This is a genomic window from Colwellia sp. BRX8-7, from assembly GCF_014077275.1.
In the GTDB taxonomy this organism is placed as follows: Bacteria; Pseudomonadota; Gammaproteobacteria; order Enterobacterales; family Alteromonadaceae; genus Colwellia_A.
In genome coordinates, this window is sequence record NZ_JACGVP010000108.1 from 1 (window position 1) to 356 (window position 356).

Annotated in this window: 1 protein-coding gene; it reads left to right on the plus strand. The window is 39.9% G+C overall.

Going from position 1 to position 356, the window contains the following annotated elements; translation table 11 throughout:
• On the plus strand, nucleotides 1–356 hold a 356-nt coding region (locus H4J57_RS20410), incomplete at both ends, for an Ig-like domain-containing protein (RefSeq protein ID WP_182244010.1).

A 356-nucleotide genomic window follows, 5' to 3' on the forward strand; every position in this document is an offset into this window, starting at 1 on the left:
TGTTATTACATATACAGTTACCGATGGTGCTGGTGATACACAGAGTTCTACCCTAACAATTTCAGTAACTCCAGTGTCAGATTTAAGTGATGATAGTGAAACGGTTACGATAGCTGAAGATACAACCGCCACAGGCAATGTGTTAGATAATGCAGCAACTGCAGATGGACCGTTAACCGTAACGAGTTTTACTGTTGATGGGAATACGTATAATGCAGGTGATACAGTTACTCTCACTGAAGGTGAGTTAACTTTAAATACCGATGGTAGCTATACTTTTACTCCGAATGATAACTTCAATGGTGCTGTTCCTGTTATTACATATACAGTTACCGATGGTGCTGGTGATACACAGA